Source organism: Polynucleobacter sp. HIN11, assembly GCF_030297675.1.
Taxonomy (GTDB): Bacteria; Pseudomonadota; Gammaproteobacteria; order Burkholderiales; family Burkholderiaceae; genus Polynucleobacter.
The window spans coordinates 1,791,676-1,813,265 of sequence record NZ_AP028142.1; the positions used below are offsets into that span (position 1 = coordinate 1,791,676).

At 46.9% G+C, this 21,590-nt stretch carries 16 protein-coding genes and 1 pseudogene; 3 read left to right on the top strand and 14 right to left on the bottom strand.

What is annotated here, in order from left to right:
* The first annotated feature begins 308 nt into the window (after window positions 1–308).
* Window positions 309–1,115 carry a hypothetical protein gene (locus QUE60_RS09095; RefSeq protein ID WP_286226807.1) on the top strand — a complete coding sequence of 269 codons (807 nt, stop codon included), beginning with the start codon at window positions 309–311 and terminating at the stop codon, window positions 1,113–1,115.
* Window positions 1,116–1,433: 318 nt separating this feature from the next.
* Here the strand turns inward: QUE60_RS09095 and QUE60_RS09100 are convergent, their stop codons facing one another.
* The 7 genes from QUE60_RS09100 to def all read right to left on the bottom strand — a co-directional run bounded on the left by QUE60_RS09100 (window position 1,434) and on the right by def (window position 11,018).
* Window positions 1,434–4,067 carry a beta strand repeat-containing protein gene (locus tag QUE60_RS09100; RefSeq protein ID WP_286226808.1) on the bottom strand — a complete coding sequence of 878 codons (2,634 nt, stop codon included), beginning with the start codon at window positions 4,065–4,067 and terminating at the stop codon, window positions 1,434–1,436.
* Window positions 4,068–4,548: 481 nt separating this feature from the next.
* The gene (locus QUE60_RS09105; RefSeq protein ID WP_286223728.1) at window positions 4,549–5,196 is read right to left on the bottom strand and encodes a response regulator; all 648 of its coding nucleotides are present in this window, start codon (window positions 5,194–5,196) and stop codon (window positions 4,549–4,551) included.
* A 2-nt stretch (window positions 5,197–5,198) separates the two neighbouring features.
* On the bottom strand, window positions 5,199–7,478 hold the full coding sequence (locus QUE60_RS09110) for a sensor histidine kinase (RefSeq protein WP_286226809.1): 2,280 nt from the start codon (window positions 7,476–7,478) through the stop codon (window positions 5,199–5,201).
* A complete protein-coding gene (locus QUE60_RS09115; RefSeq protein ID WP_286223730.1) occupies window positions 7,478–8,065 on the bottom strand; it encodes a DUF4390 domain-containing protein in 588 nt (195 codons plus the stop codon). Before QUE60_RS09115 ends, QUE60_RS09110 begins: the two co-directional genes overlap by 1 nt.
* Window positions 8,062–9,333, bottom strand: a complete 1,272-nt coding sequence (rsmB, locus tag QUE60_RS09120; RefSeq protein WP_286226810.1) for a 16S rRNA (cytosine(967)-C(5))-methyltransferase RsmB — start codon at window positions 9,331–9,333, stop codon at window positions 8,062–8,064. Before rsmB ends, QUE60_RS09115 begins: the two co-directional genes overlap by 4 nt.
* Before the next feature lie 172 nt (window positions 9,334–9,505).
* The gene (gene fmt / locus QUE60_RS09125) at window positions 9,506–10,492 is read right to left on the bottom strand and encodes a methionyl-tRNA formyltransferase (RefSeq protein ID WP_286226811.1); all 987 of its coding nucleotides are present in this window, start codon (window positions 10,490–10,492) and stop codon (window positions 9,506–9,508) included.
* A gap of 10 nt (window positions 10,493–10,502) precedes the next feature.
* A complete protein-coding gene (def, locus tag QUE60_RS09130) occupies window positions 10,503–11,018 on the bottom strand; it encodes a peptide deformylase (protein ID WP_286226812.1) in 516 nt (171 codons plus the stop codon).
* 71 nt (window positions 11,019–11,089) lie between these two features.
* Here def and dprA point away from each other — a divergent pair, with 71 nt between their 5' ends.
* Both dprA and QUE60_RS09140 read left to right on the top strand, forming a co-directional pair.
* Complete coding sequence (gene dprA, locus QUE60_RS09135) at window positions 11,090–11,785, top strand: DNA-processing protein DprA (RefSeq protein WP_286226813.1); 696 nt, start codon at window positions 11,090–11,092, stop codon at window positions 11,783–11,785.
* A gap of 203 nt (window positions 11,786–11,988) precedes the next feature.
* Window positions 11,989–14,613, top strand: coding sequence for a DNA topoisomerase III (locus QUE60_RS09140; protein WP_286226814.1), 2,625 nt, complete (start codon window positions 11,989–11,991; stop codon window positions 14,611–14,613).
* Between the two features lie 77 nt (window positions 14,614–14,690).
* Here QUE60_RS09140 and QUE60_RS09145 read toward each other — a convergent pair.
* From QUE60_RS09145 to rpmH, 7 genes and pseudogenes are all read right to left on the bottom strand, one after another.
* A pseudogene (locus QUE60_RS09145) lies at window positions 14,691–15,653 on the bottom strand (FAD-dependent oxidoreductase); the annotation flags it as partial.
* Window positions 15,654–15,685: 32 nt separating this feature from the next.
* Window positions 15,686–17,554 (bottom strand): phosphoenolpyruvate carboxykinase (GTP), encoded by a 1,869-nt coding sequence (locus QUE60_RS09150; protein ID WP_286226815.1) that lies wholly within the window; start codon window positions 17,552–17,554, stop codon window positions 15,686–15,688.
* A 100-nt stretch (window positions 17,555–17,654) separates the two neighbouring features.
* Window positions 17,655–19,037, bottom strand: coding sequence for a tRNA uridine-5-carboxymethylaminomethyl(34) synthesis GTPase MnmE (mnmE, locus tag QUE60_RS09155; RefSeq protein ID WP_286226816.1), 1,383 nt, complete (start codon window positions 19,035–19,037; stop codon window positions 17,655–17,657).
* Between the two features lie 21 nt (window positions 19,038–19,058).
* Complete coding sequence (yidC, locus tag QUE60_RS09160) at window positions 19,059–20,777, bottom strand: membrane protein insertase YidC (protein WP_286226817.1); 1,719 nt, start codon at window positions 20,775–20,777, stop codon at window positions 19,059–19,061.
* Between the two features lie 2 nt (window positions 20,778–20,779).
* The gene (yidD, locus tag QUE60_RS09165; protein WP_286225410.1) at window positions 20,780–21,028 is read right to left on the bottom strand and encodes a membrane protein insertion efficiency factor YidD; all 249 of its coding nucleotides are present in this window, start codon (window positions 21,026–21,028) and stop codon (window positions 20,780–20,782) included.
* Window positions 21,025–21,339, bottom strand: a complete 315-nt coding sequence (locus QUE60_RS09170) for a ribonuclease P protein component (RefSeq protein WP_286226818.1) — start codon at window positions 21,337–21,339, stop codon at window positions 21,025–21,027. Before QUE60_RS09170 ends, yidD begins: the two co-directional genes overlap by 4 nt.
* A gap of 4 nt (window positions 21,340–21,343) precedes the next feature.
* A complete protein-coding gene (rpmH, locus tag QUE60_RS09175; protein WP_108509260.1) occupies window positions 21,344–21,478 on the bottom strand; it encodes a 50S ribosomal protein L34 in 135 nt (44 codons plus the stop codon).
* Window positions 21,479–21,590 lie beyond the last annotated feature (112 nt).

The window sequence follows — 21,590 nt, forward strand, 5'->3', positions numbered from 1 at the left end:
AACCCATTAGGCCGCTACCCACGGCTTGAAGGGCTGGCTAATCTGCGGCACAGAATGCTCAACAATGACATACAGCGCCCTGATTTAGCTGTTCTTCGAGGCAATAATGAGGATGGGTTGCAGGAAGTTCAATAAATTTATCAAGCGTCCAGTAATCGGACGCCCAAAATTTTGTTCCACTTGGAACAGAGGATTAAACATCCTCTATCTACCCAGGCTTGATTGATACAGGCTTGTAGGGATTGCTCTATATTAATTAAAGTTGGAGAATCAAAGAAATTGTTGAATATAAGAATGGACAAAATACCTTGTCTTCAAAAGAACTTGCAGAACTTGAAAATGCCCTCAACAGGTTAAGTTATTTTTACAACGAACTTGAAGTCTTTCTTCCAAAAATATACTTTAATGAAGATGCCCCTTACAGAACATTTAGAGTAAACAATGATGAGCACACCGATTCACTAGTTTGCTATTTAAAAGGAATGAAGGCTGTCTCAACTTTGAATGCAAGCCTAGTCTTGCTTAAGTCAGGATATACCCAAGAAGTTGGTGCACTTTGCAGAATGCTTGATGAAGCGTGTAACGAAATATTATTTTTAATCAAGCCCGAAGGTGAAAATGCATTAAGCAGTAGTCAAGAGCAATTCTTAGACAGCTTTTATCAGGAAGAATTTAGTGAATCTAAAAATATTCTTGAAGCACATAACCCACGACATACTGTGTCTTCTCAAAAAATTCACGCATCAATTGCAAGAACTATGTCTATATCAATAAATCCTTCTGATGCACAAGCAATGTCAAGCATAGTTCAAAAAACACTATCTGGCTATGTTCATGGAGCATATCCGCAAATTATGGAGATGTATGGTGGCAATCCACCACACTTTCATATGCATGGAATGCTAGGAACTCCGAGAATGGTTGAGTGGACGGCTCAAGTCGTCTCATACACCGATAAACTGATAATGCTTTCTATTTTGATCTCTAGAAAACTGGGTGCCCTAGGAGTGGAAAAACTTATGCAAGAATTTAGGTTTGAATTTGAGTCTAAATTTTCTACGCGATCAGATCTATCGCCTAAAGAGTTGCTTGAGGCGGCTAAAAAATCACAATAGCATTTTGAAGCTGAGTAATTAGCTTTTTTGTTCCATTCAGAACAAAATGACTGGCCAACGCAATGCTGTCGATGCCATTTGGGCGATATTCGAAACCGCAGTGATCCAAGAAATTTGGTGCCGATTGGGCAGTGAGTCTTGCTGTGCTTAGACTCAATGTGCAGAACTGTTTTAGTCCTCTATCCTACGTTTTCAGTCCTCTGCTCTACCGACTGAGCTACCAGGCCACGGAAGAGTGCTCATTATACGCAAACTGGGTAAGGAGGCTTAAACCAATCGGATTCGTGCCCACGTATTTGTTTGTCTTTTAAGAGGACACTACAAACCAATGGTGTATGTGGCTAGAACTGTAGTGGTGGATACGGCTTGGAATGGCTCTTGGCGATAGATACCAGTCACACCAATACGCTGATTCTTGAGAATGTCGTAATAACCACCAACAGTCGCAGTGGGTCTTGTTTTGACCGGATTAGGATTGAAGTTCACTGGGGTTAAGCCAGTGACACCAGTAGCGGAGTAAGAACCATTTGAAGTATTGGTATCGGTCTCTACACCGGCACTCGCAAAGAGAGTGGTCTTTGGAATGCCACGGTATCTTGCTTCTGCTCCTGCCAAGGCAGTGGTGGCATTGGTGTTCAGGGCTGAGTAAGTAAGGGGTGCTGTTACAGCGGAACTGGTTGCTTCGGTATAACCACCCATATTGTTCTGTGTGTAGCGCACTCCAGCGTATGGGGATACAACCACATCAGGCATCACAGCAAAGCCATATTTTGCGACCACTTGGGCACCCTGACTAATGAGTTGGGAGCCACCGCTACCGGCTTCACTTAAGCCTACGATTTGTCGGGTGATCGTGGTGTCTTTTTGTCCATAGGCCGCTGAGACTTTGACTTCGGCACCCACGCCATCTGAGCGCTGGCTCCATACCCCAAAGAGTCCCATCATGGGGGTGCTGTTACCTAACTGAACCGTACCTGGACCACTCACGGATAAGTTCTGATCTACCCAAGCGCCGATCCGACTGTTGTTCTTGTTTAGGCGATATGAGGCAATCAGTAAACCACTAGTGTTGTTAATGCCTTGGGCTTGAACGGTAGTATTGCGACCGCCCGCACTCACGCAAATACCACGCTTATCAAAAAGGGAGCAATCATAGGTAAAGCCATTGACCATCACCGAGTTTTGTAGGGTGAAGGTTCCCTGGAGAACAGAGGCGGTGTTAACGAGAGATTGTTGGGTTCCCATGAGGGAGGCGCCCGTGAATACCAGATCAATTGCACTACCATTTTCAACTAATGACCAGGTCATATTGTCATAGGTTCCAGATCTGGTCCCACTAGGTAGAGCTGTTCCGCTTAGAACGCTGGAATAGGTTCGTGAAGTAATAAATGGGGTACCATAGATACCGAAGTTGGTGATGGTGCCAACAGGGCTAGTAACTGCCAATTGCCCATAATAGCTAGAGCTATTAATGATGATGTTGTAGTTGGTGGGCAACATCCCCGAGTAAGTCAAGGCTGGACTCGAAGCGCCGCCCTGTAAATTATTTAGAGTGATGATTCCGACACTTCCACTAGAAATCGAAGAAACAGATATTCCACCACTGATGGAACCAGTATTCGTAAGCATTTCAATCCCGCTTTGCGGTGTACCGTAATATTGAACAGTATCAATAACGATTCCTCCAGTAACAGAACCTGTATTGATAAATGATTGAATGCCAGTACCCGAGCGAGAGCCTGTAACCCCTACAAAACTAATCTGGACCCCTCCGTAAATCGATCCACTATTCCTAAGCGTGCCAATACCTGCTGATGATCCAGACATCACCCCAAGGATTTGAATACCATTAGTAATTTGACCTGTGTTGTTAACGGTTTCAATGGCAACTCCTTCGCCAACCAAATACTGGAGATAAATGCTGCTCATACTGCCAGAGTTGTTGAGCGTTCCAATACTTGGTAGCGCGCCAGGCGTTGGCGCAGGCATCCATAAAACCACATCACCGCTAATCGTTCCTGAGTTGTTGAGGGTGTTAATTCTCCCAGAGCCTTTAGTAACAGCGTCGCAATCTGTCGCAAGGTCGGCGCAAGTAATAAAAATCCTTCTTGCGATCGTGCCGGTGTTCGTAAGTGTGTTGATCAGTCCCTGGTTGTAAATCTCATATCCATCATCGCCAGCAGAGATCGTGCCAGAGTTATTTAACGTACCAATAGTTCCGATGTTATAAATTCCACTTCCGTTGTCCCCAGCAGAGATTGAGCCTGAGTTAGTGAGCGTGGTGATAGTAGCGCTATTATTAATTCCGACTCCACCAGCCCCAGTAGAAATTGTGCCCGAGTTATTCAGCGTAGTTATCAAACCATCGTTAGAGTTATCTATTGCATAGGGAAGGGTGGGGTTTGAACGACCAGCTGAAATTGTTCCAGTATTACTCAACAAAGAAATCACACCGCCTGCATTACCAATAGCAATCGCACCGTTACCCACTGAGATTGTTCCGCTATTAACAAAGTTGGCAATAGTGGTTGTACGAGGCTGATATTCAAGATAGATGCCAACAGCACTTCCCCCAAACGAACCCCCTGAAGCAATGGAGCCTGAATTTGTTATGGAGTTTATGGTACTTCCTGACTGAATATAGATACTTGATTGATTATTGCTTGACGAAATGGTTCCATTAATATTTAGGGATGTTGTTGAGCTATTAGTCGAGTTCAAAATTGCTTGGTTACCAGAGACCGTCGCTCCGGAATTAATTGTTACTACTCCGGCAGAATCTAAAACCAATTGCTCACAATCTACACTTATAGTAGCGTTTTCTCCGCCGGTAACCGAGGTGCACGGAGCAGAATGTGCCGCATTTGAAAAAAGACAAAAGAATGAAATACCAATTTGAAAAGATACAAAAAATAACTTTTCAGATAATGCTGAAAATTTAGATGGTGCCATATACCCTTTTAATAAAAATGCTTCTAATACGTCGCAAACAGATAAGAAAATGATTTGGGCTTAAGAATAATTTATCCCGATGGTTAATGGTATATTTTTTCTTAACTTTTTTTTGATAACGATTCGCCAATAAATCTATTAGGTAAAAGCTTTAGGAGTTTCATTAACAGCTCCTTTTCGATACACGATTTACAAAAATCTAAGCAAAAATGTCTGGCTTTCCCTGCGCAACTAGCGCCCTAGATCTGGGGATTGGGTAACCCAAAAGCTGGTGGGTAGGCGTGGAAATCGTCTATCTTTTACTATGGCCGCTAATTTAGCCGTATAAGTATATGTCCTTTAAAAAACATTTTGTAGCACACCCGATTTTTACTATGCCTAGATCTTTGAAATTGCGGTGGGATTTCCGTGAAAACGGATCAGCAGTCCTCTGCTCTACCAACTGCGCCACCTGGCCAAGAATTAGAGGCTCTTGGGCAAGCTACTCTTGCTTTTTGGTGACATCAATACCAAGTGCTTTTAGCTTGCGATAGAGATGGGTTCGCTCAAGGCCAGTGAACTCTGAGATACGGGTCATGCTACCCCCCGTGACCACCATTTGGTATTCAAAATAGGCCTTCTCAAAGAGATCGCGCGACTCACGAAGTGGCAGGGAGTAGTAGCTTTTTGCAATTCCGCTAATGTATTCATCCTGATTCGTAGTTTTAGGTAAATCAATTGATTTGGGCTGGGCTTGAGGTTCTAGTTCGTCTGGTTTTTTCAGGGGAGCGCGCTCAAGAGCCTTGCTGACTGTCTTTAAAAGCTTCTGGAGCGCGATGGGCTTTTCCAGAAAATTAAGGGCGCCAATACGTGTTGCTTCAACAGCCGTATCAATAGTTGCATGACCAGACATCATGACCACTGGCATCGTTAGCAAATTATCTCGAGCCCACTCTTTTAATAAAGTGATGCCGTCAGTGTCTGGCATCCAAATATCGAGGAGTACCAAATCGGGCTCCATTTGCTCTCGCACTGCTCTTGCCTGATTGGCACTCTCAGCAGGATATACCGTATGACCCTCTTCGGTCAATATCTCGTGTAATAACTCACGGATGCCCATCTCATCATCAACTACCAAAATGCTCGCCATCGTTAGGTCGCCTCTTTAGCAAGCTTTACAAACAAAATAGATACTTGGGCGCCCAATACATCGTCTCCTTGTTTGCGATTACGGATCTCAATTTTTGCACCATGATCATCAATAATTTTTTTCACGACCGCCAATCCCAATCCAGTTCCCTTAGCCTTAGTTGTTATATAGGGCTCAAATGCTCTTGCTAATATCTTAGCCTGAAAACCAGGCCCACTATCAGTAATCGTCATGCGCACTGCAGATCTATTTTGATCGGCATCTTGAATTTGCACAAGCTCCGTTGTGATCTCGATAAGTTGTTGAGGACGATTGGTTTCTAAACTAGCATCTTGAGCGTTTTGTAAGAGATTATGAATTACTTGCCGTAATTGCGTTGGGTCGCCCATGACCCGCGGGCACCTGGAATCCAAACGAACCTCGATGTTGCTGCCCTCATACAAACCCATCACCTCTTGAATCAAACCATTTAAATCAAGGCTTCCCAAGGTTGGGCTAGGGGTCTTAGCAAAATCCCTGAACTCATTAACCATCTGCTTCATGGCTTGTACTTGACCAATAATAGTATTAGTGCTGCGCTCGATCATCTCGTCTTGGTCGGGGCTTAATTTGCCAACGAGCTTTTGCTGCAGGCGCTCTGCCGATAACTGAATTGGCGTGAGTGGGTTCTTAATCTCATGCGCCAAGCGCCTGGCGACTTCACTCCATGCGATCGAACGCTGTGCCGCAATCACGTCACTAATATCATCAAACACAATCATCTTTAGGCTGGGGGAAAGTTGGGTTCCACGTACAAATAGGGTTGAGCCAAGATCGTTCTCGTACTCATTAACAGGGTGTACCTGAATTTGCTTTTGCCAAACTAACTCGGCTTTGTTAGCTTCCCCTGTTTTGGCAGAGGTAATTAAATTTTGGGTAGCAAAGCCCTCACGGACTGCGCCATCAAACTCAGCCAGCTCAGCAACCGAGTTAAGGGGCTTACCAGTAATGGGCAACAGGTCTTGCCCCAAAATCTTAGCCGCCCCGGGATTGCTAGATGCCAAATTAAAGTTGTTATCAAAGATACAAACGCCGGCTGTTAAGTTGCCCAGTACGGTCTCCAAAAACGACTTTGATTCCTGGAGCGAATCGCGCGCATCCGAGAGCTGCTTGGTCATGGCATTAAATTGACGGGTCAGCATGCCCAGCTCATCACCAGTATCAAGTTCAGGCTTGGGGCTTAGATCGCCCTGTGCGACCGCCTGGGTTCCACGTAAAAGCATTAACAGCGGTTGCGCCAACTGACGACCTAAGAGAAGTGCCAAAGTCACTGCAACAAATAGAGCAAAAAATAGTGTGAGAGTGAGCGTGCCGATATACATCTTGCGTAGCCCAATACGCCCCAGTGCTTTCTCTTGGTATTCGCTATAGGCAGACTCAACCGCATAAATATTTTTGGCTAATGGCTCCGGAATGAATCGAACCAGCTGCAAGAAGTACTTATCGTCGACGTATCGTGAGGCACCGGTCTTGGTTGGAACCGCTTTTTGGCGAACAATGGGGACGATTGCGCGCACGCGGTATCCAGGCTGCCCCTTGGTAAGCTCAATTTCATCGAGGAAGGTGATGCCGTTTTTCTGAAAGGCCTCAGCTACGACCTCGGCACTGGGCGCCGGGAAAAATTGTTTCGGTCTGGATTCAGTGCTGAGAATCAAGGTGCGCTGCATATTAAATAAGCTCACCTCCTGTATCCCAAACTGATTGCGTATCTTGGCAATCATGCTTCCCACCTGTTCGGAGCTCGTGCCCGGCGGGACCTGAACTACCTGCTCCGCAATAAACTTTCCCTCCGCCAGAATTTCTTCTTGGGCAATGCGCAAGGTCACGCGTCCTAATTCCAAGCCGGAGTTCAGAGCAGACTCCACCTTGACGTCAAACCAGGTCTCAATACTTTTTGAAACGAATTGCCACGATACGCTATACAAAATAAGGCCTGGCACTACCCCAACCAAAGCAAAAATCATGGCGAGCTTCGCAATTAAACGCGTACCAAATCGACCCTTGCGCCAACGAATGCTAATAACCACCACCAAAATAATGATGGTGAGTAAGAGCAAGATACCCACCACAATATTGGCGGCATACAACCAAATGAAATATTGATCAAAGAACTCAGTATTGGATGTAGCGGTTGATAAGAGAAGCAGCAAAATCAAGGCAATCAGACCGCTTAATAAAGTAACCAGCGGCAAGGCTCTGCGCTTAATAAAGTCTTTATTGCTGAGGGTAAATACAGGGCTCATTATTTACGCCCCGATACAGAGGTCATCGATGCGTTAAACGGAAAGCGCAACCACTCTCCGCTTAAAGACCAGTCTCGACTATTGAGCGCGTCCACCTGAAAAGGTTTTGGTAGCTTTCCAAGATCTAAGGTCATTCGTAGCGCAGCCTCGTATTGCTTATCGGCATCAATCGCTGCAGCCTCAATCACGCTCCAGCCACCAATCGTGCCAGCGATGCGCAATGCCTCCACTAATGAGCTCGCATTTAATGCCAACCCTCCAGCATTGATGCGGTATTGATTAATCAGTGGTTGATGCGATAGGCGAACTTGACGCTGAACATTGACCGCTTTTTCATCAAACCAATACCAACGACTGCGGGTTAATTCAAACTGAACCAGGAAATGAAGTGTTACCCCTTTTTTTAGGGCATTTTCTAGGCCGGGTGGTAATTCAATTCCAAAATTGGCGTTTAATAACCAAGCGCTTTCAACCTTTTCCAACTCTGCCTGCTTCACCTTGATGACTTGTGCTTGGGCAGGGCCAGTCACGCACACCGCGATCAGGCAAGCCAGTCCCCACAAAGAATGTCGTAAGAAGGTGGTCATGGTTGATGCTTTTTTAATAAGCCATAAAAAAATCCATCGTGATACTCGCTTGGCAGTAACTGGCCTGGTGCTTCTAATCGTAAAGCATTTGGGTGGTCTTTCACAAACCGGGCGATCTGCTCTTCACCCTCTTCAGGAAAAATAGAGCAGGTTAGATAAAGCAAGGTGCCGCCATTCTTTAGCATTGCCCAGGCATTCTCAAGAATGACTCGTTGAGTCTTGACCAAGCGCGCAAGGTCCTCAGATCTGCGTAAAAAAACAATGTCAGGATGACGGCGCACAATTCCAGATGCAGAACAAGGAACGTCCAAAAGAATCTTGTCAAATAAATTGCCGTCCCACCAATCCTGTTGACCGGCATCGCCTGTCATTACGCGCACTTGATCATTAAGAAGCCGAAGTCGAGTAAGCGTATGCACTATTTTCTTTGCACGGTCTGCATCGATCTCCAGCGCAATCAATTCTGCGGGTTTAGCGTCAATTGTCTCTAAAAGATGTGCGGTCTTTCCTCCGGGAGCAGCACATGCATCTAGCAGCCGCTCGCCTTTCTGTGGGCTAAGTAGAACTGGAGCAAGCTGAGCCCCGGCATCCTGAACGGATACAGCCCCCTTCATAAACTCGGGCAACTGGGAAACCGGTAGCGGGACATCAATGATCACCGCGCTCTCCAACGGGACACCAGCGAGCTCAGCAATGGTTTGATAGGCAATGCCCGAACCCTCTAACTTCAAACCATAATCAGCACGCGTATTGACCATTTGATTGACCCGCAAGGTGAGCGGGGGTAGCGATTGTTGATGGCTACAAATGCTCTCCCACTGTTCTGGGTATGCTTTCCGAATCCGCCCTAACCACCAATCTGGGTAAGGAAGTCCAAACTGAATGTTCGGAGCGCCATTGTTTTGCACTGCAGTGGCGACTTTGCGCAATACAGCATTGATTAGCCCTTGGGCATGCCTTGTCTTAGGCGACATCCCGCCCGCCTTCACTGCCTCATTCACAATCGTTGGAACCGCGTATTGGTTTTGAGCGCGCCCTTGATTCATGATCAGCATTGCTGCAACCGTTAGGAGGACATCAAGTTCCTTGCTTGGCTTTTTACTCACATACTTTGAAGTGAGCGCTTGGGAGCGATTCCAATTGCGCAAGGTTGCATAGGCTAGGCTTTGGATTGCAGGTCGCTCTGTTTCATTCAATTTATCGAGCAGCGTACTTAATGAACGCCCCTCGTGCACAACTTGCATCACGATTTTTTTAGTCTCCAGCATTAGCTGGGCGAGAGGGGCGCTGCGTTTAGCGACCCCATCATGATTGGAGATCTTAGACAGGATGGCTTCCCGTTCGCGCCATCTTCATCAGGATCGCTGTGCTGACTAAATTAAACATGACTTTATTTCCATTATTTTCAAACAGGCCAACCTGAAATCCGCTCAAGACTTCTTAGGAAAAACATTGCGTCTTCTCTTTGGGCCTTCCAAAAAACCACTGCCGACCTGTGATCTTTTTACCCCCAGCATTTTGTACCTCAAGAAGCTCAATCGCGCGATCTCCGCATTGGACCAGAACCCCTTGCTCACCCTCTCCCAAAATCGTGCCGGGTCTTGTATCAACTGCGTCTTTTGAGGTCTTCGGAATACGAGTAAGCCAGACTTTTACAAGCTCACCCTCAAGCTCTGTGCTTGCGCCAGGCGCTGGATTGAGCGCGCGCACCTTGCGATCAATCAGCTCGGCTGCGCTCGACCAATCCAGTTTTGCCTCACTCTTCAGAATCTTATGCGCATAGGTCACCCTATTTGGGTCCTGAGGATGCAATATTAAGTCGGTAGTATCAGCAATTAATTTCAAGGCCTTAACAATTAACTCACCCCCCAGTTGGGCCAAACGGTCGTGGAGAGTTTGAGTAGTATCGTCATTTGTGATCAACAATGCTTCGTCGATTAAGACAGGGCCAGTATCTAAACCTGGCTCCATTTCCATAATAGCTACTCCGGTCTTGGTATCACCCGCCTCTATCGCTCGCTGAATGGGGGCCGCCCCGCGCCAACGTGGCAGTAGCGAAGCATGAATATTAAAACAGCCCCTGCGACCCGAACGCTTTGCCATATCCAAGAATGCTGCAGGCAAAATGAGGCCGTAGGCAACCACAACGATTACCTCGAAATCCATCCGGTCTATTGCGGCTAGTGTCTGCTTGGCCTCCTCTGACAGCTTTTCATCCTTATTCTGCAAATGCAGGCTTTGTGGTTGCAGCACCGGAATATGGTTGGCCTTCGCAAGACGTTTGACCGGGCTCTCTTGTAATTGCAAACCGCGTCCCGCAGGACGATCGGGCTGAGTTAGAACAGCCACCACTTCGTGACCCGCTGAAAGTATCGCGGCCAATGCGGTAGCGGCAAAGTCTGGGGTGCCGGCAAAAATAATTTTCATGATGTCTCGCTTAGCGAAGACCAACCATTTCTTTTGCCCGCTTTTTGAGTTTTGCTGAAATCCGACTCTGTTTTAAGGGTGACAAATACTCAACAAATACTTTGCCCTGCAAGTGATCCATTTCGTGTTGCAGACAAACTGCCAATAAACCATCGGCCTCAAGCTCAAATGCCTTACCATCTTGGTTTAAAGCCTTCACTCGAATTCGCTCAGGGCGCTCTACCTCATCAAAAAATTCAGGGACGGATAAACATCCTTCGCGCCATGATTTCTTTTCAGGGCTTGCCCACACCACCTCTGGATTAATAAATACCATTAACCGATCCCGCTCCTCAGAGGTATCGATCACAATAATGCGCTCATGAATATCGACCTGAGTGGCCGCAAGCCCAATCCCTGGTGCTTCATACATGGTTTGTGCCATGTTCGCGACAATCGTTTGGATTCGCTCATCTACGGCAGCTACCGGCTTGGCAACCTTATGCAAGCGTGGGTCAGGGTAATGAAGGATGGGTAAGACAGCCATATTTCAATTATCTTACAAACAAATCCGTTTGGCCCTCTAGTGAAGCCTTTTTACTATCGCAACAATGAGGGATGCACAAGCAACTCCAAACAAACGCCGATTTTCAAATTCAATCGATTACACAAGGCTCTTCGCTTTATCCAAAACGCTTATTGGATCTGAGCGACCCACCAAAAAGGCTTTTTTATATTGGGGACATTGGGTTACTGACACAGCCGATGTTGGCGGTGGTGGGGGCGCGTAAAGCCTCACCCTCTGGACTCTTATTAGCGCAGCGCTTTTCCAGTGCACTGGGTCTTGCCGGATATCACATCATTTCTGGGATGGCTTACGGGATTGATGGCGCCGCACACCGAGGCATCTTGGACATCGGGGCAAGCTGTAAAACCATTGCGGTTTGCGGGAGCGGGCTCGATCGAACCTATCCACCCGAACATCGCGAATTGGCCAGGCGTATTGCCACCAATGGCCTACTACTCTCAGAATATCCTCCGGGAACCGGCCCAAAAGGCTTTCATTTTCCAAGGCGTAATCGACTCATCGCCGCTCTATCTTTAGGTGTTGTGGTGATTGAGGCGGCCCAGAAATCTGGATCCCTAATTACAGCTTATCAGGCAAGCTCCCTCGGAAGAGAGGTTTTCGTTTTGCCTGGACCGATTACATCACCCCTTTTTGAAGGGTCTCACCAACTGATTCAGGAGGGGGCGAAATTAATTAGGAGTGTTCAGGATGTGCTTGAAGAATTGCCTAATGTCCGCCCCCATTGAGAGTAAATCGATTTAACTTATTGAATTTAAACAGTTTTATCCTATCTTGTGCTTATGGATGCCGGGATTTGTTTGACTTTTTACAAAGACCTAGGCTAATAATAAAAAAGGGGTGAAGACGAGCTCTTTTAAAAAACCGTTTAAATTAGTCTTCCTTTTGGCCCTAATAGGGGTGCAAAAAACTTATCTTGATTAGGCATAGTGTGGCAACCAGTACAAAGTCGAGCAGCAAAAAAAATTTAGTCGCTGAGCACCCAAAAGCGCTCATCATCGCTGAAAAACCATCGGTAGCAAACGACATTGCTAAGGCCCTGGGCGGCTTTACCAAGCATGACGAGTATTTTGAGAGTGATGCCTTTTTGATCTCTTCAGCTGTAGGCCATCTCCTTGAAATTGCCGCCCCTGACGAATATGAAGTCAAACGGGGCAAGTGGTCCTTTGCTAATTTGCCGGTGATTCCCCCGCATTTTGATCTGAGGCCGATTGCAAAAACGGAATCCCGCCTTAAGGTCTTACAAAAGCTCATTAAACGCAAAGATGTAAATCGGATTATTAATGCCTGCGATGCGGGCCGTGAAGGCGAGCTAATTTTTCGCTTGATTATCCAACACGCCAAAGCTCCGCAAAAAATTGAGCGCCTATGGCTTCAGTCGATGACACCCACTGCGATTCGGGAGGGCTTTAGTAAGTTGCGCTCGGACGATGAGTTAATTCCCCTTGCGGATGCGGCTCGTTGCAGATCCGAGGCAGACTGGTTGGTGGGGATTAATGGCACCCGAGCCATGACCGCATTTAATAGTAAGAGTGGTGGATTTTTTCTAACAACGGTTGGGCGCGTTCAAACACCAACCCTATCGATTGTTGTCCAGCGCGAAGAACAAATTCGGAAGTTTGTATCCAAAGACTACTGGGAGGTCCGCGCTGAGTTCATTGCCGCGGCCGGGGTTTATGAGGGTCGCTGGATCAATCCTGATTTTAAAAAGGATCCCGCAGATCCTGACGCGCGAGAAAATCGCCTCTGGAGCGAAGCTGCCGCTAAGAGCATTGTGGCCGCCTGCCGAGGAAAAAAGGGAAGCGTCTCTGAAGAATCAAAGCCCGCAACGCAACTGGCGCCCCAACTTTTTGACCTCACGAGTTTGCAGCGTGAAGCGAACGCGCGCTTTGGTTTCTCTGCTAAAAATACCCTGGGGCTTGCACAAGCCTTGTATGAGCGCCATAAGGTCCTAACCTATCCCAGAACAGATGCGCGTGCGCTCCCTGAAGACTATTTGGATACCGTTCAAAAAACTATTGAGCAGCTGGGAGGGCACACTCAAGAATACCGTCCTTTTGCGACCGCAATCCTCAAAGGCGATGGTAAAAAATCATGGGTCAAACCTAATAAGCGGATTTTTGATAACAGCAAAATATCGGATCACTTTGCCATCATCCCCACGCTCGAAGCGCCTAAAAGTCTAAGCGAGCCTGAACAAAAGCTGTATGACCTAGTGGTTCGTCGATTCTTGGCAGTGTTTTATCCTGCCGCCGAGTATCGAGTCACCACTCGCATCACCGAAGTGTCTGGCCATCAATTTAAAACTGAGGGCCGCGTCCTAGTTGAGCCGGGCTGGTTGGCTGTTTATGGAAAATCGTCTCAGGCAGATGATGAACTAGTGCCCGTCCAAAAAAATGAGTCTGTTCAAAACGAAACCGTTGAACTGGTCCCTTTAAAAACCAAGCCGCCAGCGCGCTACAGTGAAGCAACTTTATTGTCGGCCATGGAAAGCGCAGGGAAATGGGTCGATGATGACGAAATGCGTGAAGCAATGGCCGAAAAAGGTCTTGGGACGCCCGCGACGCGCGCTGCGATCATTGAAGGTTTGTTGGCAGAAAAGTACATCGTTCGTGAAGCCCGCGAGTTAATACCAACTGCAAAAGCATTTCAATTGATGACCCTTTTGCGGGGCCTAGACGTTGCTGAGCTCACCCAACCCGACCTTACAGGAACCTGGGAACATAAGTTAGCGCTGATTGAAGAAGGCAAGCTTGATCGCAACACCTTCATGCAAGAAATTGCACAGATGACACAAAAAATTGTCAAGCGTGCAAAAGAATTTAATAGCGACACCATTCCGGGCGACTATGCCACTCTAAAAACCCCCTGCCCGCATTGCGGCAAGGCCGTGAAAGAAAACTATCGACGCTTTGCCTGCGAATCCTGCGGTTTTACGATTAGTAAAACCCCGGGCGGTCGAGCATTTGAGTACGAAGAAGTTGAATCTTTGCTTAAAGAAAAAACCGTCGGACCGTTACAAGGCTTTCGTAGCAAAATGGGTAGGCCCTTTGCGGCAATTATTCGTCTTACAGAAATACCACTTGATGATGCGGATTATCCCAACGCAGGCTTCAAGCTCGAGTTTGATTTTGGCAACTCAGGAGGAGAGGATGAGGAAGCCGTTGACTTCACCGGCAAAGAAGCGCTTGGAGTCTGTCCAAAATGTTCTGGTGCGGTATACGAGGATGGCATGCGCTATGTTTGCGAACACAATACGGGTCCTGCTAAAACCTGTGACTTTAAAACTGGCAAAGTCGTCTTACAACAAGAAGTGGGCCCTGATCAAATTAAGAAGCTCTTAAAAGAAGGTAAAACTGATCTCTTAACTAACTTTAAATCCAATCGAACCGGGCGTGGCTTTAAGGCTTACCTGGCCTTAGATCCCAAGGGGAAAATTGGTTTTGAGTTTGAGGCTAAAGCGCCTGCCAAAAAACGCGCGGGCGATAAGAGTGAAAGTGATTCAGAGTCCAAACCAAAACGTGCAAGTCGCTCCAAAGCAAAATCCGACGAATGAGTAAGCGCCGGAATAAGGGCCGATGCAAGCGTTGACCAAAGTAATCCGCGCGAGCCAAGGGCGCTAGCAACATATAGGTTTGGTAAACCCGATACAGCACCTATGATCGGGAGTCGATCTTTGCTTACGCAACGCACGCCAACAAATTGATCAGTCACGGTTAGCTTGGTAGGATCAATTATGTGTGGTCTCAATAATCCCAGTGCCAGCCGACGATTGTGTTCATCGCTCGCAGCGCTTGGTTGTGTGCAATTCTGATTCTCATCATAAGTCGAGCCAACTAACCAACGATATGATTGGGTCTCTCGATTCCAAACCGGAGGAGTGCAATAGCCATCACCGGATAAGTTTATTTTGGGGATGTACTCTAACAAATCGGACTGTCGGTCAATTCTAAAAATGCTAAGCTGGCCCCGCACGGGCTTCAGATAAAGCTTTTGACCAAATGGGGTCAAAAGATCTTGGGCACCAAAGGCATTTGCAAGGACAACTGTTTGTGCTGTCGCTATACAGCTGCCATTTTTATCCAAAGCGCACCAGAGGTCGCCTTTCCGCTCAAGGGATTCAATGGTCTTAGACCAAATAGTCTGTAATCCCTTGCAATACAGAATTCGTTCTTTACATAACTTCGCTAGATTGATAGAGCCGGCGCCAGGAAACCAAACGCCTGCACGCCCAATCCCAAAACGCTTTTGAGCATTCTCAGCCGAAATGTATTCCCCAATGTCAGCCGTAATGCCCAATTGAGTTAATTTGTTTTGCAATGCCTCTTCATCGAAAGGGGCCTCGATCTTAGCAAGGGCAAAAACACCGCGCTGGCCCCATGCGCCAGCACAGTCAAGCTCGACCATCCGATAGGCAGCCAAGGCTAAACGATGTAATCTGCTAGCTGTGCGGCCAAGAGCTGGATGCGTGATTGCGCCATCATGAGCCGATGTCGCTTGACCAGGTCCAGATGCACCATCGACAATGCACACTGAGATGCCAAGGCGGTGATATTGATTAGCAATCGAGGCGCCAGCAATGCCGGCACCGATCACTAAAACATCAACCGGCTTGGAAAGCAAGTTGCTTATGCTTGAAAGCGACTGGCAATCTTGGTTTTAATTTCGAGTAGTTCTTTTGGTAAGCGCTTAGCCAATTTATCAAAAAGCTCTTGATGCAACTCGAGTTCGACTTTCCAATCATCAGCACGAACTGCAATAGATTGATTAAATTGCTCGGGCGACAAAGCTAAGCCATTCCAATTGAAATCTACATGACTTGGCGATAGGCCAAGTGGTGTTTCAGTTGCGCCCGCTTTGTTTTCGGTTCGGCCCAAGATCCACGCCAAGACGCGCATATTCTCACCAAAGCCTGGCCAAATAAACTTGCCATTTTCATCTTTGCGAAACCAATTCACTAAATAAATTTTTGGCAAGGTGGCGCCTTCTGCCTCAAGCTTCTTGCCCATATTGAGCCAATGCTGAAAATAATCGCTCATGTTGTAGCCCGCAAATGCAATCATCGCAAACGGATCGCGCCGCACGACACCAACCTTACCGGTAATCGCAGCCGTGGTCTCTGAGCCCATTGTTGCGGCCATATAAACGCCCTCGGTCCAGTTTCGAGCCTCGCTAACCAAGGGAACTGTATTTGAGCGGCGACCCCCAAAAATAAACGCGTCTAATGGAACCCCTTCCGGGTTATCCCAATTTGGATCAACCGCGGGGTTGTTGGTCGCTGCAGTCGTAAAGCGTGCATTAGGATGCGCGGCTAAGCGACCGGCTTTGCCATCTTCAGGCGTCCAGTCCTTACCCTGCCAATCAATTAAGTGACTTGGTGGGGTCTCCGTTAAGCCCTCCCACCAAACATCGCCGTCATCCGTGAGCGCCACATTGGTAAAAATGACATCTTCATTTAATGAGTCAAGGCAATTGGCATTGGTCTCGCGATTGGTGCCAGGGGCCACACCAAAATAGCCCGACTCAGGATTAATTGCGTAAAGACGTACCTGGCCAGTTTTTGGATCTTTGCGAGGCTTAATCCAAGCAATGTCATCGCCAACCGTGGTTACCTTCCATCCTTCAAAACCCTTGGGAGGGATCATCATTGAGAAGTTGGTTTTGCCGCAGGCTGACGGAAAGGCTGCTGCCACGTGGTATTTTTTTCCTTCAGGAGAGGTGACTCCTAAAATCAGCATGTGCTCTGCCAACCATCCTTGTTCGCGCCCCATGGTTGAGGCGATACGCAAAGCAAAACATTTTTTTCCTAAAAGGGCGTTGCCACCATAGCCCGAACCAAACGACCAAATCTCTCGCGTTTCGGGGTAGTGAACAATATATTTAGTTGGGTTATTAGGCCAAACCACGTCTTTTTCACCAGGAGCCAATGGCTTACCGACTGAATGAACGCAGTGAACAAACTCGCCATCGGCCCCCAATAACTCAAGAACCGATTTGCCCATGCGCGTCATGATGCGCATATTAATTGCGACGTATGGGCTATCGGATAGCTCAACGCCAATATGTGCGATTGGGGATCCGAGAGGTCCCATTGAAAAAGGAACGACATACATCGTGCGACCCCGCATGCAACCCTCAAATAACGGGGTTAGAGTTGCGCGCATCTCGTTGGGATCTACCCAATGATTGGTTGGCCCCGCATCCTCTTGATGGGTTGAACAAATAAAAGTTCGATCCTCAACGCGCGCCACATCCATTGGATCCGAAATCGCTAAATACGAATTCTTGCGTTTTTGCGGATTTAGCTTCTTGAGGCTACCAGCCTTAACCAACAGCTCACACAACGCATCGTATTCGGACCGAGATCCATCGCACCAATGGATCTGATCGGGCTGGGTTAGGGAAGCAACTTCTTCAACCCATTGAATCAATTTTGTGTTCTTTACATATGGTGGAACATTCAAATTTACTGTGGCGGGATTGGCTGGTTTATTCATGGGACCCTCAAACGTAACCGTTTAATTTTTAAGAAGATTATTTAATGCCTGCGCAAAATTTATAACAATTTTAACATTTGTGTAACGTTAAATTGACTGATTATTTGCCAATGCAAAACTCACTGAAGATCTTGCCCAATAGGTCGTCAGGCAGCAGTTTTCCAGTAATTTCGCCGAGACAATTTTGAGCGCAATGCAACTCCTCAGCAAATAATTCCAGGGCACGATTACCGCCAAATCCATGCATCATGGCTTTTTGTAAATGATCCTTTGCAAGCCCGATGGCGCGAAGATGGCGGGAGCGCGCAGTGTAAATTCCGCCGCCTGCGTTTCCTTCCCACCCTGCAAAACGTAAGATTGTTTCTTGAAGCCGACTAATGCCCTCACCCGTTTTTGCTGATATAAAAATTTGTTTTACACCTAGCCCGATTTTTGTGTGACCTTCTTTTTGGCCCTCTAGCAAATCCAGCTTATTCATCACATCCAGAATATGAGCGCCTGGATGTACACGTTCCCTGACCGCCTTCTCAATGTCTACAAAATTTGCTTCGGGCGCCTGTGTAACGTCGTGTATTAATAAAACGATATCGGCTCTAGCAATTTCATCCCAAGTTTGGGCTACGCCGATTTGCTCTACAACATCATTAGACTCGCGAATACCAGCGGTATCAATCACATGCACAGGTATGCCATCAATTGAAATGTTTTCAATGATTCGATCGCGTGTCGTGCCCGCAATTGGTGTGACGATTGCTCGCTCCTCCCCTACCAATGCATTTAATAAAGAGCTCTTTCCGACATTTGGAGAGCCAACGAGTGCTAGACGAATACCATCGCGCAAAATTTTTCCTTGGCGCGAAGTTTGAATAATTTGTTCTAGATCGTTCATAATTTTTTCAAGGCGTTGCTGTGCGTTGGCGGCCTCAATAAACTCAATTTCTTCTTCAGGAAAATCAAGGGTTGACTCGACCAAGATTCGTAACTGTGTAATTTGATCAATCAATTCATTAATCTGATCAGAAAAGCGCCCTTGCAAAGAAAGGTTTGCTCCTCGTATGGCAGCATCAGTTTGAGCATTAATAAGATCAGCGATCGCCTCGGCCTGCACTAAATCAATCTTGCCATTTAAATACGCCCTCAATGAAAACTCGCCCGGCCCAGCGAGCACGATCCCTTCGGGGGCTCCAAGCTCCATGACGCGATTGAGAACCAATTGGGTGACGCGCGCCCCACCGTGGCAGTGAAGCTCAAGCACATCCTCGCCGGTGAATGATGCGGGCGCTTTAAAGTACAACAATAAAACTTGATCTATTTGCTCTTGGTGTGCATCTTTTAAAACTAAGTAATGCGCAAAGCGGGGCTTGGGTTCAGAGCCGAGAAATATTTTGGCAAGCCCAATAAGATCGGGACCAGAAACGCGAACAATCCCAACGCCGCCAGCGCCCCGGGGGGTTGCTATCGCAGCAATGGGATTTTTATGCATTCAACCCCGATCCTTAGCAACCTAATTGGCAGGTCGCTTAATAAACATTTGATTAATTTGCCACTGCTGGGCAATTGACAAAATATTGTTAACCACCCAGTACAACACCAATCCTGCTGGGAAGAAAAAGAACATGACCGAAAAGATGATCGGCATCCACAGCATGATTTTTGCTTGAAGTGGATCGGGTGGCGTCGGATTTAGGCGCGTTTGCACAAACATCGATACGGCCATAATGATTGGCAAAATGAAATAGGGGTCGGGTACCGACAAATCCTTAATCCAAAGAATCCATGGTGCATTTCGCATTTCAACTGATGAAAGCAAAACCCAATAGAGAGCAATAAAAACAGGAATCTGCACAACCACCGGCAAGCATCCGCCTAAAGGATTAATTTTTTCTTGTTTATACAAGTCCATCATCGCGCGATTTAACTTCTGGGGATCGCCCTTAAATTGCTCGCGGAGATTCATTAATCTTGGTTGCACCTCTTTCATGCGCGCCATCGATTTATAACTAGCCGCGGAAAGTGGGAAGAAAATTAATTTAATGATGAAAGTCAAAATAACAATTGACCAACCCCAGTTAGCTACGTAGGAGTGGATTTGCTCTAAAAGCCAAAAAATGGGTTTGGCAATGACCGTGAGATAGCCGTAATCTTTAATTAAGTCAAAACCGGGGGCAATTTTTTCTAAAAGCGTTTCTTCCTGGGGGCCGATAAACAAGCGTGTGCTTTCCACATGGCTGGATCCCGCTGCAATTGCGGCAATCGGAATTTGTAAGCCAATTCGAAACAGGTTTTGCTCAACTTTTCCAACGTATACGTCTCTTGCTGACTTATCGCTTGGTATCCAGGCGCTTGCAAAATAATGTTGCACCATGGCAATCCAGCCTGGCTCTCCGGCAGGTATTTGCTTTGGAATATCCGCCTTATTTTTTTCGATATCAGAAAAATTAATCTTGATAAATTTATCTTTGTTGGTATATAGCGCCGGGCCAGTGAAGGTGCTATAGAACTCACTGTCACTCACAGCCGAACTATCCCGTACGATTTCGTTGTAGAGAACCAGGCCACTTGGATTGGCCTGGTTGAGCTGAGTAATGCGATGTTCGACCTCAATAACATAACTTCCATCGACCAGATAATAGGTTTTTTCAAGACGAACTCCGCCACGCTCATTCACAAACGTTACAAACGATTTGTTATCAACGCGTCCGCTTTTGCTCACTACAAAGGAAACTGTGTGATTGGGTAATTCGTTGCTGCCCGCCGAGATGAGGCCCGATCGAACAAAGTATTGGTTTTGTGGAGTAATTTGCAATAAAGCGACCGGTTTTTTGTCGGGCATTAGTTGTTTCAACAGTTTTGCGCTGACGACGCTTGCGCCAGTTGCATTAATTTCGAGCTCTAGGACATCATTTTTAATGGTGTGTTTTTCACCGGCGGCTAAATTAGCCGCATTAAACACTGGGGATTGCTGAGGAGCGGGTAGGCTCTCTGTCTTGGGAAGGTCAGCTGATTTTTGTGCCTGCCCTGGAGCAACAGCTGGGGGCTGAGTTGCGTTTGCGGCAGCGGGCAGGCTTTCGGGTGCCCTGGATGGGCTTGGTGTTTGGCTCGAAGGCGTTAGTGGTGTTGGGCCAAAGAGCGCTTGGCGACCATCGTAAATAAGCCAATTGTTATAGAGCATTAAGCCCGAAATCGTTAATACCGCCCAAAGTAGTGTGCGCTTAATGTCCATAGTTATTGATTCGTTTCAATTAAGTTTTGTTTCTTCTGCTCATGATCAACTGGATCGTAACCACCAGCCGACCAGGGGTTGCATCGCAAAATACGCCAACTGATTTTACCGATGCTTTTTAACGTAGAGTGTTTCTTTAGGCATTCGCATGCATAGTCCGAGCAACTTGGCACGAAACGGCACTGCCCACCCACAAAAGGTGAAAATGTCAATTGATATGCCCTTACTAAATAGCCCAGCAATCGGTTCATGAAACCAAACCTTGTAGTTGGCTCTTAAGCGCTTGGTATTCTCGGTTACGAAGTCTTCCGCGCGTTGATCCGCCTACGGGTTTTTTTAATCGAATGACAAGCTCTACGAAATTACCATGGGTCTTGTTGCGAGTCATTTCTCGCGCGACTCTTTTAAGACGATTGCGATCTACCGCCCGTTTGGCAAATTTTTTTGCAATTGCAAGACCAAGGTCGGGGATGCCATCCTTTTTTGATTCCGCATATATGGCCCAGGCTCCACTGCTTACTGGACTAGTTCGCAAAAGCGCCTGGATGCGTGCTGACTTCAATTCATTACACTGCTAGTCTTTTGCGACCCTTAGAGCGACGCGCATTGAGTACGGCTCTGCCGCCTTTAGTTTTCATGCGCACCCGAAACCCGTGAGTTCTTTTACGGCGCGTTACAGATGGTTGATATGTTCTTTTCATGATTTGTCCTAAGAAAACTCTCTATTTTCTCTATTTGCAAGGATAGCGTCAACTTTATATCCGGGTTTTGCCTAATTATTTTCACTAAACACCCTAGGCGTTTGATTTAAAT